General features: G+C 56.1%; 16 protein-coding genes and 3 tRNA genes. 13 read left to right on the forward strand and 6 right to left on the reverse strand.

Annotation, left to right across the window (positions count from 1 at the left end):
• The first annotated feature begins 11 nt into the window (after positions 1 to 11).
• From EBA31_RS01980 to fucP, 5 genes are read left to right on the forward strand one after another with little or no spacing between them, the layout of a single operon-like run.
• On the forward strand, positions 12 to 1,289 hold the full coding sequence (locus EBA31_RS01980) for an L-fuconate dehydratase (RefSeq protein WP_122077040.1): 1,278 nt from the start codon (positions 12 to 14) through the stop codon (positions 1,287 to 1,289).
• Between the two features lie 14 nt (positions 1,290 to 1,303).
• The gene (locus tag EBA31_RS01985; protein ID WP_122077044.1) at positions 1,304 to 2,167 is read left to right on the forward strand and encodes an amidohydrolase; all 864 of its coding nucleotides are present in this window, start codon (positions 1,304 to 1,306) and stop codon (positions 2,165 to 2,167) included.
• Positions 2,145 to 2,921 (forward strand): SDR family oxidoreductase, encoded by a 777-nt coding sequence (locus tag EBA31_RS01990; RefSeq protein ID WP_122077047.1) that lies wholly within the window; start codon positions 2,145 to 2,147, stop codon positions 2,919 to 2,921. Before EBA31_RS01985 ends, EBA31_RS01990 begins: the two co-directional genes overlap by 23 nt.
• The gene (locus EBA31_RS01995) at positions 2,918 to 3,277 is read left to right on the forward strand and encodes an L-rhamnose mutarotase (RefSeq protein ID WP_046374566.1); all 360 of its coding nucleotides are present in this window, start codon (positions 2,918 to 2,920) and stop codon (positions 3,275 to 3,277) included. Before EBA31_RS01990 ends, EBA31_RS01995 begins: the two co-directional genes overlap by 4 nt.
• Positions 3,278 to 3,304: 27 nt before the next feature.
• Positions 3,305 to 4,534: an L-fucose:H+ symporter permease gene (gene fucP, locus EBA31_RS02000; RefSeq protein ID WP_048762889.1), complete on the forward strand. Its 1,230-nt coding sequence runs from the start codon at positions 3,305 to 3,307 to the stop codon at positions 4,532 to 4,534.
• Positions 4,535 to 4,551: 17 nt separating this feature from the next.
• On the opposite strand, the gene EBA31_RS02005 is transcribed toward fucP, so the two are convergent.
• On the reverse strand, positions 4,552 to 5,625 hold the full coding sequence (locus tag EBA31_RS02005; RefSeq protein ID WP_020825102.1) for a GGDEF domain-containing protein: 1,074 nt from the start codon (positions 5,623 to 5,625) through the stop codon (positions 4,552 to 4,554).
• 263 nt (positions 5,626 to 5,888) lie between these two features.
• Between EBA31_RS02005 and EBA31_RS02010 the strand changes: the two genes are divergently transcribed.
• A complete protein-coding gene (locus EBA31_RS02010) occupies positions 5,889 to 6,173 on the forward strand; it encodes a DUF1435 domain-containing protein (RefSeq protein WP_020825103.1) in 285 nt (94 codons plus the stop codon).
• A gap of 85 nt (positions 6,174 to 6,258) precedes the next feature.
• Here the strand turns inward: EBA31_RS02010 and EBA31_RS02015 are convergent.
• The 4 genes from EBA31_RS02015 to EBA31_RS02030 form a co-directional block, all read right to left on the reverse strand.
• A tRNA-Leu gene (locus tag EBA31_RS02015) sits at positions 6,259 to 6,345 on the reverse strand.
• A gap of 44 nt (positions 6,346 to 6,389) precedes the next feature.
• Positions 6,390 to 6,476 (reverse strand) — tRNA-Leu (locus EBA31_RS02020).
• A 34-nt stretch (positions 6,477 to 6,510) separates the two neighbouring features.
• Positions 6,511 to 6,597: transfer RNA gene (locus EBA31_RS02025), tRNA-Leu, on the reverse strand.
• Between the two features lie 72 nt (positions 6,598 to 6,669).
• The gene (locus EBA31_RS02030) at positions 6,670 to 7,614 is read right to left on the reverse strand and encodes a LysR family transcriptional regulator (RefSeq protein ID WP_046374565.1); all 945 of its coding nucleotides are present in this window, start codon (positions 7,612 to 7,614) and stop codon (positions 6,670 to 6,672) included.
• A gap of 132 nt (positions 7,615 to 7,746) precedes the next feature.
• Here EBA31_RS02030 and EBA31_RS02035 point away from each other — a divergent pair, with 132 nt between their 5' ends.
• Positions 7,747 to 8,739 (forward strand): aldo/keto reductase, encoded by a 993-nt coding sequence (locus EBA31_RS02035; protein ID WP_046374564.1) that lies wholly within the window; start codon positions 7,747 to 7,749, stop codon positions 8,737 to 8,739.
• A gap of 61 nt (positions 8,740 to 8,800) precedes the next feature.
• Here EBA31_RS02035 and rsmC read toward each other — a convergent pair whose 3' ends face one another.
• The gene (gene rsmC, locus EBA31_RS02040) at positions 8,801 to 9,844 is read right to left on the reverse strand and encodes a 16S rRNA (guanine(1207)-N(2))-methyltransferase RsmC (RefSeq protein ID WP_046374563.1); all 1,044 of its coding nucleotides are present in this window, start codon (positions 9,842 to 9,844) and stop codon (positions 8,801 to 8,803) included.
• Between the two features lie 281 nt (positions 9,845 to 10,125).
• Here rsmC and EBA31_RS02045 point away from each other — a divergent pair, with 281 nt between their 5' ends.
• The 6 genes from EBA31_RS02045 to EBA31_RS02075 all read left to right on the forward strand — a co-directional run bounded on the left by EBA31_RS02045 (position 10,126) and on the right by EBA31_RS02075 (position 14,686).
• Positions 10,126 to 10,563, forward strand: coding sequence for a DNA polymerase III subunit psi (locus tag EBA31_RS02045; protein WP_020825107.1), 438 nt, complete (start codon positions 10,126 to 10,128; stop codon positions 10,561 to 10,563).
• Positions 10,508 to 10,951 (forward strand): ribosomal protein S18-alanine N-acetyltransferase, encoded by a 444-nt coding sequence (gene rimI, locus EBA31_RS02050; protein ID WP_122077061.1) that lies wholly within the window; start codon positions 10,508 to 10,510, stop codon positions 10,949 to 10,951. Before EBA31_RS02045 ends, rimI begins: the two co-directional genes overlap by 56 nt.
• Before the next feature lie 170 nt (positions 10,952 to 11,121).
• A complete protein-coding gene (gene prfC, locus EBA31_RS02055) occupies positions 11,122 to 12,711 on the forward strand; it encodes a peptide chain release factor 3 (protein ID WP_020825109.1) in 1,590 nt (529 codons plus the stop codon).
• A gap of 532 nt (positions 12,712 to 13,243) precedes the next feature.
• A complete protein-coding gene (osmY, locus tag EBA31_RS02065; RefSeq protein WP_122077067.1) occupies positions 13,244 to 13,858 on the forward strand; it encodes a molecular chaperone OsmY in 615 nt (204 codons plus the stop codon).
• A gap of 155 nt (positions 13,859 to 14,013) precedes the next feature.
• Complete coding sequence (locus EBA31_RS02070) at positions 14,014 to 14,175, forward strand: DUF1328 domain-containing protein (RefSeq protein WP_004857650.1); 162 nt, start codon at positions 14,014 to 14,016, stop codon at positions 14,173 to 14,175.
• Positions 14,176 to 14,500: 325 nt separating this feature from the next.
• A complete protein-coding gene (locus EBA31_RS02075; RefSeq protein WP_020825111.1) occupies positions 14,501 to 14,686 on the forward strand; it encodes a hypothetical protein in 186 nt (61 codons plus the stop codon).
• Position 14,687: the final 1 nt, after the last annotated feature.

Consider the following 14,687-nt stretch of genomic DNA (forward strand, 5'->3'; position numbering starts at 1 on the left):
GGAGCATTGCCATGACAACGATTACCGCACTGCGGGTGGAAGATATTCGCTTCCCGACTTCACTGGCGCTGGACGGATCCGATGCGATGAATCCGGATCCCGACTACTCCGCCGCTTATGTGATCCTGGAGACCGATCGCGCCGATCTGAGCGGCCACGGGCTGACTTTTACCATTGGCCGCGGCAATGAGATCTGCTGCGCGGCGATCCGCGCGCTGGAGCACCAGATCGTCGGTGTCACTCTGGAAGAGATCGCCGCCGATATGGGGGCCTTTTGGCGTCGTTTTACCAGCGACAGCCAACTGCGTTGGATCGGGCCGGACAAGGGGGCGATCCACCTGGCGACCGGCGCGGTGATCAACGCGGTTTGGGATCTGTGGGCCAAAGCCGAGGGGAAGCCGGTGTGGCGGCTGGTGGCGGAGATGACGCCAGAGGAACTGGTGCGCTGCATCGATTTTCGCTACATCACCGACTGCATTACGCCACAGGAGGCGCTCACGCTGCTCAAACAGCGGGCGCAGGGTAAAGAGCAGCGTCTGGAACGGCTGCTGGAGGATGGCTACCCCTGTTACACCACCTCCGCCGGGTGGCTGGGCTACCCGGACGACAAGCTGCGTCGGCTGTGTCAGGAAGCGGTCGATGCCGGTTTCTCCTACCTGAAGCTGAAGGTGGGGCGAGATCTGGAAGACGATATCCGCCGCGTGCGCATTGCTCGCGAGGTCATCGGCCCCGATCGTCAACTGATGATCGACGCCAACCAGGTCTGGGAGGTCAACGACGCCATCCCTTGGGTGAAACATCTGGCATTCGCCAAGCCCTGGTTTATCGAAGAGCCCACCAGCCCGGATGATGTCGAAGGGCACCGTCGCATTCGCGAAGGGGTTCATCCGGTCAAGGTTGCCACCGGCGAGATGTGCCAAAACCGCATTATGTTCAAGCAGTTCATCATGCGCGAAGCGATTGACGTGGTGCAGATCGACGCCTGTCGCCTGGGGGGCGTCAATGAAGTGCTGGCGGTGATGCTGATGGCGGCCAAATACAACCTGCCGGTGTGTCCGCATGCCGGAGGTGTGGGGCTGTGTGAATACGTTCAACATCTGTCGATGATCGACTACCTGTGCATTGCCGGTACCCACAAAGGACGGGTGATCGAATACGTCGATCACTTGCATGAACACTTTGTTCACCCTTGCGACGTCAAGGGGGCGGCCTATATGCCGCCACGTCATCCGGGTTACTCGATCGAGATGCACGCGTCATCGCTCGAACAGTATCGGTTCCGCGGTTGAGCGGGAAACAGCCCATGCTGCGCATCGATGCCCACCAACATTACTGGCAATACCATCCGCAACGCTACCCGTGGATCAGCGAGCAGATGGCGGTGCTGCAGCAGGACTTTGGTCCGGCGCAGCTTGATCCGTTGCTGCAACGCCACGGTTTTGACGGTGCGCTGGTGGTGCAGGCCCGCCACGGCGAGCAGGAAACACAGGAACTGTTGGCACAGGTGCAGCAGAGCCGTGGCGTCTGCGGGGTAGTGGGCTGGCTGGACATCACTGCGCCGCAGCTGGCGCAGCGGCTTGATGAATGGCGGCAGCAGCCTCTGCTGCGTGGCCTGCGTCATCTGGTGCAGGATGAACCGCAGCCGGACGCCTGGCTGGCGCGGCCGGAAGTGCGGCGCGGCATGCAGATGCTGCAGCGGCAGGGCTACGTCTACGACATGTTGGTCACCCACCGGCACTTGACGGCGGCGGCGCAGTTTGCCGCTGAACATGACGACTACTGGTTGGTATTGGACCATCTCGGTAAACCGGATATCGCTTTGGGCGCAAAGCACTGGGCACAGCAAATCAAGCCGTTGGCGGCATTGGGCCATGTGGTCTGCAAACTGTCGGGGCTTATCACCGAGGTGCCCGGTGGCCGGTGGCAGGCATCGCAGCTGCTGCCGTTTTTTGATGCGGCGCTGGAGGCATTCGGCCCGCAGCGGCTGATGTTCGGTTCCGACTGGCCGGTGTGCTTGCTGGCCGGGGACTATGGCCAGGTTTATCAACTGAGTGAGCAGGCGATCGCCACGCTGAGTCCTTCGCAACAGGCGGAGATTTGGGGCGGCACCGCCTGCCGAATTTATGGCTTAACGGAGTCTGGTTATGGATCTGTATCTGAAAGATAAGGTGGTGATCGTCACCGGCGGCGGTTCCGGCATCGGTGCGGCCATCACCCTGCTGCTGGCGGAGGAAGGGGCGATCCCGGTGATTGTCACCAACGCTGCGCCAGAGGCGGAGTTTCTGGCGCAGCTACGGCAGTTGCAGCCGCAGAGTGCGGTGATCATCACCGACTTATGCGAAGAGCAGGATTGTCGACGGGCGGTGGCGCAAACGCAAGAGACCTTCGGCCGCATCGATGCGCTGGTGAATAACGCCGGTGTTAACGATGGCGTGGGGTTGGAGGCCGGCCGCGAGGCCTTTGTCGGATCGCTGGAGAAAAACCTGATCCATTACTACCTGATGGCGCACCTGTGTCAGTCGGCGCTGCAAAACAGCAAGGGTGCCATCGTCAACATCGCTTCCAAAACGGCCCTGAGCGGACAGGGCGGCACCAGCGGTTATACCGCCGCCAAGGGCGCCGTGCTGGCGTTGACCCGCGAGTGGGCGGTGTCGCTGCGCCATGAAGGCGTACGGGTGAATGCGGTGGTTCCGGCGGAGGTGATCACACCGCAGTATCAGCGTTGGATCAGTACCTTCGAGCAGCCGGAACAGCAGCTCGAGAAAATTACCGCACGCATTCCTCTCGAACATCGGATGACCACGCCGCAGGAAATCGCCAACACCGTGGTGTTTTTGATTTCATCGCGTTCGTCGCACACCACCGGGCAATGGCTGTCGGTGGATGGCGGTTATCTGCATCTTGATCGGGCGATCACATGAGTGGCGCGGCGGACAGGGGACGGCGCTTTTGTCAGGCGCTCGATCTGGTCGACTCACCGGCGCTGATCGAGGAGTACCTGCACCATCACCAGCGTATCTGGCCGGAGATTGCCGCTCATCTGCGGGAGCACGGCATTTTGGATATGGAGATTTATCGGCTGGGTACCCGGCTGTTCATGATTGTTGACGTTAGTACCGAGTTCGATGCCGCGCGGTTTGCCGCCGCCGGCCTGAGCAACCCCCACGTGCAGCGCTGGGAAGCCCTGATGTGGCAATACCAGGTCGCCACCCCCTGGACGCCGAAAGGCGAAAAATGGGTGGAGATGGAGCAGATATTTTCTTTGCAAAAACAATAACATCGCTACCCTACCGAGGATATATCAATGCTTGCTGAAAAAAGTGCGGCCCCGCCACAGCTGGGCGTCAAGTCAACCGCCAACCTGCGCTGGGCTTTTATTCTGGTCACCAGCCTGTTCTTTATGTGGGGGCTGTCGTATGGCCTGTTGGACGTATTAAACAAACACTTCCAGGAGACATTGCACGTTACCAAGGCGCAGTCGGGATTATTGCAGGCGGCATATTTCGGCGCCTACTTCCTGGTGGCGCTGCCCGCCGGCTATTTTATGGATAAGAAAGGGTACAAGGCCGGAATTTTGGTCGGGCTGTGCCTGTATGCGCTGGGGGCGTTACTGTTTGTGCCGGCGGCATCCGCCAACAGCTTCGCCATGTTCCTGTTCGCGCTGTTTGTCATTGCCTGTGGACTGGGCTGCCTGGAAACGGCGGCCAACCCTTATGCCACGGTATTGGGCGACGCGAAGGGGGCCGAACGGCGGCTGAACCTTTCCCAGTCGTTTAACGGTCTGGGGCAGTTTATCGGCCCGATGATCGGCGGCACGCTGTTTTTCTCTGCCACCCAAGGGGCGAGCAGCGGCGACCAGAGCGCGGTGAAGATGACCTATGTGGCGATCGCCGTGTTGGTGCTGCTGATTGCCTTTTTGTTCGGCCGCACCCGGCTGCCGGACATTCGTGAGGAAGAGCAACCGGAACACGGTGAAATCGTTCAGGGGCTATGGCAGCACAAACACTTTGTCGGCGGGGTGATCACCCAGTTCTTCTATGTGGCAGCCCAAGTGGGCGTCGGTGCATTCTTTATCAACTACGCCACCGAACACTGGAACGAAGTGTCCAACCAAAGTGCGTCCTACTTGCTTTCTATCGCCATGATTTGCTTTATGGTCGGGCGCTTCTTCAGCACCTGGCTTATGGGCCGGGTCAAGCCGGCCACGTTGCTGATGATCTACTCGCTGATTAACATTGCGCTGTGTGGCGTGGTGATGCTCAGCCTGGATGGGGTCTCGGTGGTGGCGTTGATCGCGGTGTTCTTCTTTATGTCGATCATGTTCCCGACCATTTTCGCCCTGGGGGTGAAAAACATGGGCAAACACACCAAGCGCGCCAGCTCCTTTATGATCATGGCGATCGTCGGGGGGGCCATCATGCCTTACTTTATGGGGGCGCTGGCGGACAAATACAGTACGGCGCTGTCGTATGTGCTGCCGCTGTTGTGCTTCGGCGTGGTGTTTGTTTACGGTTTGCAGCAGCGCCGTCGCTAAAAGTCTGGCCCGCCGGCTCAGACAGCGGCGGGCTGCACGCTAGGCGCCAACTGAATATTATTGCGGCCGTTGTTTTTCGCCTGATACAAGGCGGCATCGGCCGCACGGATCGCCGAGGATACGTCAAGTTTGTCCAAGGCGGAGATCCCGGCGCTGAGCGTCACAGTGGTGCTTTCCAACTGGTTGAAGCGATGGGGGATTTTTAATCCCTGCACCCGCAGCCGCACCCGTTCGGCCAACTGGGTGGCGTAATCCTCGCTGACGTTGGTCAGCAGCACCAGAAACTCTTCCCCGCCGTAGCGCACCACAATATCGCGAGAACGCACCGAATCGCGGATGGTGATGGCAACCTGCACCAGCGCCTGATCGCCCATGGTATGACCATAGTTATCGTTATAAGCCTTGAAATGGTCGATATCGAGTAACACCACGAAATGACAACCCGACGGCGGCACCGTCAGCATATTGATTTTATTTTCCAGTCCCCGGCGGTTATAAAGCCCGGTTAAGGGATCGATCATGCTCAAATTGCTAAACCGGTCCCGTTCGTTATACAGATTGGCTACCAGCGTTTGGGTAAAAAGCTCGCTGCGTTTGAGCATCAGATGATGAATAGAGAATGCGATAATCGGCAATACCGTGGTGAATACGATCCTGGTGGTATTGTGCATACCGTCCAGTAATAGAATAACCAGGGCGGAAGGCACGGCGTGCAGGCAAAAAGCGATAAAGTTATCGGTTAAGGCAATGGCGCTGATAAAAAACATACTGAACAGACTAATTAATAGAAAACTTTGGTTGTTCGGCGCACAGTACTGACTTTTAACGTAAATATGGGCAGCCCACAGCAGGCCAAGCACGCAGGAAAATAGATTCAATTTTTTGACGTATAACCGTGGAGACTGCAAGGTAAATAACAGCGCCACCAGACAAAATATCGGTATACCTAATAAAGGTAGGGTAAAAGCTGGCTTGTCATTAAATGGGACCAATAATGTAAATATGGAAGAGGCCGCGTTCATTAACAAAAATAAAAATAATGATAAGCGGTGTTTGCTGTTCAGCAGTTCCTGATAAGAACGCGCGTTCATACGGAGTTCACTCTTCACAATATCGATCTGTCGAAAAATTAAGGTGGCGAAAAATTCTATCGGCGTGAATTAAACATTCGCATTGTATGGTTGTTGATTGTGATTATTAACATGCGAATAAGACTAAGAATTTTCTTATGGCAAACTATCATTTTTACACCGTTATGTCATCCGCGTTTGGTGGTTACGGCGAAAATGATGCGCAGTGAAAAAAAGTGTTATATGATATTGGTTATCATTATCACTTGAAGGGTAGGGTTATCATGATTGCAGCCATGATTACCGCGTGTGGGTTGTGGGGCGTCAGCTGGTGCCTGGGCAATCGGCTGGCCAGCGCCTGGGGCGTTTTGTTGCCCTGCGCTTTAATGCCGTTACTGGCATTGATCAACCTGGATATGATGCAACTGCGTACGCTGATAGTGATCGCCATGCTGGCGACGCTGGTGATGTTGTTCAACAGCCGCTGGCGGCATTACCTGCTGCTGCCTTCCTGTATGGCATTGGCTGGGGGATTGGCGGCGATCAGCCTGAATTTCAATCTGGGATAAAAACGCAAAAATCACGCTATCGCGTGTTGGTTATCGTTTCGATTGGGAATAGCTTTGGGGAGGGCTTCCGAAGAGATTTATCGATTGGTGCGAAGAGAGGGACTTGAACCCTCACGTCCGTAAGAACACTAACACCTGAAGCTAGCGCGTCTACCAATTCCGCCACCTTCGCACAGCCGATAATCTTTATTTTGCTTTCGATTTATATCACCAGCTTGGTGCGAAGAGAGGGACTTGAACCCTCACGTCCGTAAGAACACTAACACCTGAAGCTAGCGCGTCTACCAATTCCGCCACCTTCGCATTGATGCTGTGCAATATAAATCATGTGGTTATTTGGTGCGAAGAGAGGGACTTGAACCCTCACGTCCGTAAGGACACTAACACCTGAAGCTAGCGCGTCTACCAATTCCGCCACCTTCGCATACCAGATACATTACCGGAGTAACGTTACCACGGAGGCGAATTCTAGAGATTTTGGCGGGTACGTCAATAGTTATTTCCCCTGTTTGCGGGCGTTTGCTGGAAAAACGTCCGTTTTGGGTGACTGATAGCGTTCAAACAGCCAAATCAGCCAGTCAATCAACACCCTGACCCGTGGCGCAAGGAAACGGCCGGGGGGATACATGACGTAAATGGGCATCGGCGGTGGCGGGGTTTCTGCCAACACTTCGACCAATTCTCCTTTCTGCAGCCAGGGTGCCAGCGAATAATGCGCTGCCTGTATCAGCCCCATGCCGGCGCGGCAGCCGCTGGTGTAGGCATCAGCCCCGCTGACGCTCAGTTTGGCGGGCAATTCGCGCAATTCCACTTTGCCGTTGCGGCAAAACTCCAGCGGATAATCCCGGTTGCTGGTGAGGGAAAAATAACCTACCGCCTGGTGCTGCTGTAGCTGGTCAATCGACTGCGGTACGCCGAACGCCGCCAGGTAGGCAGGCGAGGCGCAGGTCAGCTGTGGCAACATGGCAATGCGGCGTGCCACCAGGCTGTCATCTTCGGTTTCCCAGGCACGCAGCACGCAGTCTACTCCATCACGCAGTAAATCCACGTGGGTGTCGTTGGCACCCAATGCCAGGGTCAGATCCGGGTAGCGCCGGTAAAAGTCATCCAATGCCGGAATAACGATTTCGCGCGCCAGTGAATGGGGCATATCGATACGCACTTTGCCGGAGGGCTGCAGTTTTTGGTGGCTGAACAAGGTGTCTGCCTCTTCCAGCGCGCCCAGCAACTGTACGCAACGCTGGTAATAGAGGGTGCCTTCGCTGGTCACCTGTACCTGACGGGTGGTGCGCAGCAGCAGGCGCACACCGAGGCGCTGCTCCAGCCGCTTAACGGCATTGCTGACCGTGGCGCGGGGTAACTGCAGGCGTTCCGCCGCCCGACTGAAACTGCCCAGTTCGACGATACGGGTAAAAATGCGCATGGCCTGGATCTGATCCATCTTGCCCGCTCCGTATTGTTAGTGATTTATGAACAGTGATGAGCAATCTGCATTATTTATCTTTTTAGGCGAAACAACCAGACTCTGTTGCATCAGCATCTTCGCTGATAAAAACCGCAAGAGGGCAACACAATGCAACAACGCAAATTAGGTCCCACTGGCCCGCTGGTTTCCGCTCTGGGGTTGGGCTGCATGGGGATGAGTGATTTTTATTCGACCGCTCACGATGAACAAGAAGCTATCGCCACGCTGCACCGTGCGCTGGAGTTGGGCGTCACTCTGCTGGATACCGCCGACATGTACGGCCCACACACCAATGAACAGCTGATTGGCAAAGCGATCAAGGGCAAGCGGCAGCAGGTCTTTCTGGCCACCAAGTTTGGCATTGTGCGCGATCCGGCCAACCCTGCAGCGCGGGGCGTCAGCAGCCGACCGGAGTACATCCGCCGATCGGTGGAGGGCAGCCTGAAGCGTCTCGGGGTCGAGGTGATTGATCTTTATTACCAGCACCGCGTCGATCCTGAAGTGCCGATTGAAGAAGTGGTAGGTACGATGGCGGACCTGATTAGCGAAGGAAAAATCCGTTATATCGGGCTGAGCGAAGCTTCGGTCGCCACGCTGGAGCGAGCGCATAAAGTCCACCCGATTACGGCGCTGCAAACTGAGTATTCATTGTGGACACGCGATGCCGAGCAGGGCGTATTGGCGGCCTGTGAACGCCTGGGGATTGGGTTTGTTCCCTATAGCCCGCTGGGGCGCGGTTTTCTGACCGGAGCGATCCAACGGCCGGAAGATCTGGACGCTGACGATTTCCGTCGCAGCAACCCGCGTTTTCAGGGGGAAAACTTTGCGCGCAATCTGGCGCTGGTGGAAAAAGTGACCGAGCTGGCTAAGCAGAAAGGCGTTGCGCCGTCGCAGTTGGCGTTAGCCTGGGTGTTGGCGCAGGGTGAGCACATTGTCCCGATCCCTGGCACCAAACGCCGTCGCTATCTGGAAGAGAATATCGCCGCGGCCGAATTGACGCTCAGCGCTGCCGAACTGGCGGCCATTGAGGCGGTGTTCCCCCTGCAGGCCGCGGCAGGGGCACGCTACGGTGCAGAGTCGATGACCTATATCAACGGCTAATAAAAAGGGCGCAGCGTCTAAACGCTGCGCCCTGATACGGAGACGCGTTAGCGGGTCGCCGTTACTTCTTTTTCTTGGTATCGCGCGGCGCACGGGCTACGGTCGCCTGATACACCTTGAAGCGACCATTTTGTGCCAGCACTTCATGGCTGCCGAAGGTGGCGTCCAGGATGTCCGGATACGGCAGGAAGGCGTTGGCCACGATGCGCAGACGGCCGCCGATCGGCAGGTGCTTCAACGCCCCGCGGATCAGGGTTTCTGCTGCGGTCAGGCTGGTTTGCAGGCCATCATGGAATGGCGGGTTGGAAATGATCAGGTCGAAACGGCCGGTAATGTCGGAATAGACGTTACTGACGATCACTTCGCCTTCAATGCCGTTGGCGGCAAGCGTAGCCCGGCTGGACTCCACGGCGGCGGCGTTGACGTCGCTGAGGGTCAGCTTCATCTTCGGCGACAGTTTGGACAGCACGGAAGCCATCACGCCGGCACCGCAGCCTACGTCCAGCACCTTGCCTTTCATGTGTTTTTCCAGGGTCGACAGCAGCAGTGAGCTGCCAACGTCCAGCCCGTCGCGGCTGAACACGCCCGGCAGGGTTTTCACTTCCAGATCGTGCAGCTGATAGCTTTCCCACCAGTCTTCCAGGTTGAATTCGGTCTGCGTATCCAGACGGCCATGATACAGGCCACAGCGGCGGGCGCTGTCGATTTTCACCAGTGTGGCATAGTCTTCCACCATCTGGTCGGCACTGCGTACGCCGCTGCGGTTTTCACCGACCACGAACACTTCTGCGCCGACCGGCAGCAGCGCCAGAATGTTGCACAGTTGGAATTGCGCTTCCTGTTTGCTCTTCGGCCAATAGTAGATCAGCGTATCGCACTCGGCGACAAACGCAGCGTCCACGGTCAGCCCGAACTGCACGTTTTCGCCCATCGCCCGGTTCAGTAACTGCCAGTGATGGTACTGCTGGGTATGGACACGCACATCCGCGGCCTCGAATTGGGCCGGCAGGGCGTCCTGCAGGTCACCGGCAAACAGAACGCGGCGTTCGATAAACTCATCACTGTGGCGCAGCATGACTTCACTGGCGGGGGTTAATGCAGACATCAGGTTTTGGCTCCTAGAAATTAGACCGGGGATTATAGAGCTTTGTGGCGATATGTTCGACGGGTTTATGCCCAATAGCTTTCTGGCTCCAGCAAGGCGGGGATCGAGAGAGTTCCCGGGAGCTGAGATAACTCAGTGACTGGGATGAGCGAGGGAAGCCAACGCCGCTGCAGCCTGAAAGATGAAGGGGATGTTGGCGCAGTCCGCGCGGGTTTGTTAGCATAGCGCGGCGCATGGCAGGCATGGCGCACCACAACGGGTAGATCCTGACAGGAATCGGCATGGCATCAAAACGCGACTGGCTGTTACAACAACTGGGTATTACGCAGTGGACATTGCGCCGCCCGGGCGTGTTGCAGGGCGAAGTAGCGGTCAGCTTGCCGCCCGAAGTGCGTTTGCTGATCGTAGCGCAGGCACTGCCTGAGCATAACGATCCGCTATTTTGCGACGTGTTGCGCAGCCTGGGGTTGACCCCGGCGCAAACCTACGGCCTGACGCCGGATCAGGTGGCGATGCTGCCTGAAGATACCGAATGCAACAGTTGGCGGTTGGGCGTTGCGGAGCCGCTCGCGGTGGCCGGCGCACAGCTACACAGCCCGGCGCTGGCCGAGCTTTCTCTCGATGCGGGTGCCAAACGCGCACTCTGGCAGCAGATTTGTCATCATGAACAGTATTTCTACCCTGACCGCGGCCGATCTGGTCACGGCCTTCAAGATTGAGCAAGCCAGTCACGCCTTTCCCTGGACGCAAGCCACCTTTTCCAGCAATCAGGGCGATCGTTATCTTAACCTGAAACTGGACGCCGACGGGCAGATGGCGGGCTTTGCCATTACCCAGATCGTGCTGGATGAGGCCACGCTGTTCAACATCGCCATTCACCCCGACTGGCAGCGTCGCGGCTTCGGCCGCCAGTTGCTGGAAGCCTTGATTGCGCAGTTGGAAACCCGCGGCGTGGTCACGTTGTGGCTGGAAGTGCGTGCCTCCAACCGTGCGGCGATTGCGTTGTATGAAGATCTCGGCTTTAACGAAGTGACCGTCCGCCGTAATTACTATCCGAGCGCCAATGGGCGTGAAGACGCCATCGTCATGGCGCTGCCGCTGGCTTAGCCGGTGTCTTGGTTTTAACTTCTTCCCGCCGGGAAAAGCATTGATTGTCACCGGTTGACAAATCAGCGAAAATGCCCGGCTATTATCTTTTATTTACCGCTTTGCCTGGCGCCGTGCGCGGCGCGTTCTGATGCTTTCGCAGGGCGGACTAACTGTAGAATCTGAAAAACATGTCTCCTAGTGAATTTGCCCGCGAAGTCTCGAAAAGAAGAACTTTCGCCATCATCTCGCACCCCGATGCCGGTAAAACCACCATTACCGAAAAGGTGTTGCTGTTCGGACAGGCGATCCAAACCGCCGGTACGGTAAAAGGCCGTGGCTCAAACCAGCACGCCAAATCCGACTGGATGGAAATGGAAAAGCAACGTGGTATCTCGATCACCACCTCGGTGATGCAGTTCCCGTATCGCGAATGCCTGGTTAACCTGCTGGATACCCCAGGGCACGAAGACTTCTCCGAAGATACTTATCGTACCCTGACCGCCGTCGACTGCTGCCTGATGGTGATCGACGCCGCGAAAGGGGTTGAAGATCGTACCCGTAAGCTGATGGAAGTAACCCGTCTGCGCGATACGCCGATCCTGACCTTTATGAACAAATTGGACCGCGATATCCGCGATCCGATGGAAGTGATGGACGAAGTCGAGCGTGAGCTGAAAATTGCCTGCTCGCCTATCACCTGGCCTATCGGCTGCGGCAAGCTGTTTAAAGGGGTTTATCATCTGTACAAGGATGAAACCTACCTCTACCAGACCGGTAAAGGCCACACCATTCAGGAAGTGCGCATTGTCAAAGGCCTGGATAACCCAGAGCTGGACGCCGCGGTGGGCGAAGATCTGGCCGCGCAGCTGCGTGAAGAGCTGGAGCTGGTGCAAGGCGCTTCGCACGAGTTCGATCATGAAGCCTTCCTGAGCGGCGATTTGACCCCGGTCTTCTTCGGTACCGCGCTGGGCAACTTCGGCGTGGATCATATGCTCGACGGTCTGGTCGCCTGGGCGCCGGCGCCGATGCCGCGCGATAGCAACACCCGTAAAGTGGTGGCTGCGGAAGAGAAATTCACCGGTTTCGTGTTCAAGATCCAGGCCAATATGGATCCAAAACACCGCGACCGCGTGGCCTTTATGCGCGTGGTGTCTGGCCGTTACGAAAAAGGCATGAAGCTGCGCCAGGTACGTACCGGTAAAGATGTGGTGATCTCCGACGCGCTGACCTTTATGGCGGGCGACCGTTCGCACGTGGAAGAAGCCTATCCGGGCGATATCATTGGCCTGCATAACCACGGCACCATTCAGATCGGCGATACCTTCACCCAGGGTGAAGACATGAAGTTCACCGGTATCCCGAACTTCGCACCGGAGCTGTTCCGCCGTATTCGTCTGCGCGATCCGTTGAAGCAAAAACAGCTGCTGAAGGGTCTGGTTCAGCTGTCCGAAGAAGGGGCGGTACAGGTCTTCCGTCCAATCGCCAACAACGACTTGATCGTGGGCGCGGTGGGTGTGCTGCAGTTCGACGTGGTAGTTGCGCGTCTGAAAAGCGAATACAACGTCGAAGCCTTGTACGAGTCGGTCAACGTCTCTACGGCGCGCTGGGTGGAATGCAGCGACGTGAAGAAATTCGAGGAGTTCAAGCGTAAGAACGAGCTTAACCTGGCGTTGGACGGCGGCGACAACCTGTCTTACATCGCGCCTACCATGGTTAACCTGAATCTGACGCAGGAACGCTATCCGGAAGTGGTGTTCCGCAAAACGCGCGAGCACTAACAGAACAGCAGGGCGCCTTAGGGCGCCCTGTGTTATATTGCGTCTCCCCATTCTGCTAATTAATAAATCTCCTTCACCAGTTTCGTCTCCCCCGCATCCGCCAGCATTTGCCCGGTCTTTCCTGTTTTTTCTGTCATATGGTCTATATTTAATAGGGCATCATTTAGCCAGTAAGCGTAATTCACTATTTTTTGCCACGATAATAGCGAGTTATTCGGTAGTGTTGCCAATAAGAGACAGTGTGATGTTATTAATATCAATAACATAGCTATAACCTTGATTTAACGGACAGGTGTTGTCGTCAATAGGCGACAGTTTTTAGTTCGATTATTAATCAGCTTTTATTTTGTTATTGATTTTTAATGATTTTTTAAAGTTGGCACAACCGTTGCAATATTCCTGGTGTGGCAACAATCGTCTTAGCGTGAATGTTTGAACGTATAGAAATCGTGAAGTATTCACTGAGTGAGTCGCGTTATGGCGACTGAAGGGTCCGCAATCATTTTGGATCCATAACCAAAGGAAGAGATCGATGAAAAATACTAAATTTGCACAATCACTGATGGCTGTTGTTTTGGGTTCCGTTCTGGTTAGTGGCAGCGCGCTGGCTGAAGATACGCTGCTCAACAAAGCGTCGAGTGCCGCTAATAGCGCGGGTGCCAAAATCGATAGCTCCATGAAAAAAGTTGACGGCTACATGGATGACAGCGCAACAACGGCTAAAGTTAAAAGTGCGCTGGTGGATGACAAAACCATTACCAGCAGCGATATCTCGGTGAAAACGGAAAAAGGTACCGTCACCCTGAGCGGTTTTGTCGGCAGCCAGGCGCAGGCCGAGCATGCGGTTGAAGTGGCCGGTAAAGTGGAAGGCGTCAAATCCGTCAGCGACAAGCTGCACGTGAAAGACGAAAGCAAGCAGTCCGTGAAGGCTTATGCCGGTGACACTGCGACCACCAGCGAACTGAAAGCCAAACTGCTGGCCGATGACATCGTGCCTTCACGCAACGTGAAAGTGGAAACCACTGATGGTGTGGTGCAGCTTTCCGGTGAAGTGAAAACTCAGGCGCAGTCTGAGCGTGCAGAAAGCATCGCCAAAGCGATCGACGGCGTGAAAAGCGTTAAAAACGACCTGGTAGTTAAGCCGTAAGTTTTAGTACGAGCAACAATAAGCACCAAATCCTGGGTTGGCTGAAAGGTTAACCCAGGAAGCACCATCAAAAAAAGAAACTGACCGGCAACCTGGATGAGCCTGAAAAGGGCACAGGTTGCGATGTGTTTTTTCACTATGGTAAGGAGAAGCTTATGTTTCGTTGGGGCATTATCTTTTTAGTCATCGCACTGATTGCTGCTGCGTTAGGTTTCGGCTCTCTGGCGGGTACCGCCGCCTGGGCTGCAAAAATCGTCTTCGTCGTGGGGATCATTCTGTTCCTGGTCAGCCTGTTTACCGGCCGCCGACGTCCATAGGCTGCGTCCCGCAATAGGTCGTGGCGCCGTCGCAGACCCAAAAAGCCCGTAATCAAGGCGGAGGGTGATGAGCATAGTGGGCCTACGTTCAAGCCCGACAACGCGGAGTACGGGCTTTTTGGGGCGCGACCCGAAGGGCTGGGGCCATTTGAACGCGCCCCTGTGTTACGAGCCGTTTATTTGGCCCACCAAACCTCACGACCCGTGCCTTGTTGCGCGTCCAAATGACCGCCAGCGGAGCTCACGCACTATTACGGGACACAGCCTTGTTTCTCTCAAAGTGTAACAAAGCTTAATTCCTTTTCTCACCCCAGGGAGGTCAGTCATGAATAGCGACATCATCCTCGGACGCTGGAAACAGTTGAAGGGCCGGGTGTGTCAGGCATTGGCGGAGTGGTCCGACAATGACTGCATCTGGCTGATGGGAAGCAATGACTGCCTCTCTGGCATACTGCAAGAGGATTACGGAAGAGAGCAAGACGAGGTATCCTCGGGTAAAACGTCTCACTGAG

This window comes from Serratia sp. P2ACOL2 (assembly GCF_003691565.1).
Taxonomy (GTDB): domain Bacteria; phylum Pseudomonadota; class Gammaproteobacteria; order Enterobacterales; family Enterobacteriaceae; genus Serratia; species Serratia liquefaciens.